General features: G+C 76.2%; 1 pseudogene. It reads left to right on the top strand.

From position 1 onward, the window contains the following. A pseudogene (locus AN216_RS28880) lies at positions 1-685 on the top strand (condensation protein); the annotation flags it as partial.

The following is a 685-nucleotide window of genomic DNA, read 5'->3' on the forward strand; positions in this document are numbered from 1 at the left end:
CCCCGGGGGGCCTGGGCGCCCGGACCGACACCCCGGCCGGGCCGTCCGCTGACGGGCCGCCTTCGGCCGAACCGCCCGGTGGCACCAGCGCGGAGACCCCGCGTCAGCCCGGTGAACGGCCTCCCGAGGAGCGTCCCGCGGAACCGGGACGCGTCCCCTTCCCCACCGTCGACGAGATCTCCCGGCACTGCCTAGCCGACGGCGAGCCGGAGACCGTACACATCGAGATCCACCTGCCCGGCTCGCTCCGACCCGAGCGGCTACGGGCGGCCGTACGCGCGGCGCTGCGCCAACACGCCCGTATCCTCGTCCGGCAGGCTCCGCACCGCTGGTGGCACCGGCACTACTGGTGGGAGCTGACGGACGGCCCGGACCGTGACCCGGTGTCCTACCCGGGCGGCACCCTGGAGGAGGCCCGTCGGCGTGCCGTCACCGACTGCCCGCCACTCGACTCCGCGCCGCCGATCCGGATCGAGGTGATCGAGCACGACACGGGCACGGTGCTGCTCGCGGTCATCAACCACACCGCGCTGGACGGCCCGGCCTGCCTCCGGGTGCTGGCCACCGCTGCCGAGCGGTACGGCCAGGCGGACAACGCGCCCACTCCCGCGCCCGTACGCGCCCCGCACGGCGGCCAGGGTGCCCCGGAACCAGCGCCGTCCACGTCCTCCTGGACCCGGCCCGC

The organism is Streptomyces oceani, from assembly GCF_001751245.1.
Lineage (GTDB): Bacteria > Actinomycetota > Actinomycetes > Streptomycetales > Streptomycetaceae > Streptomyces > Streptomyces oceani.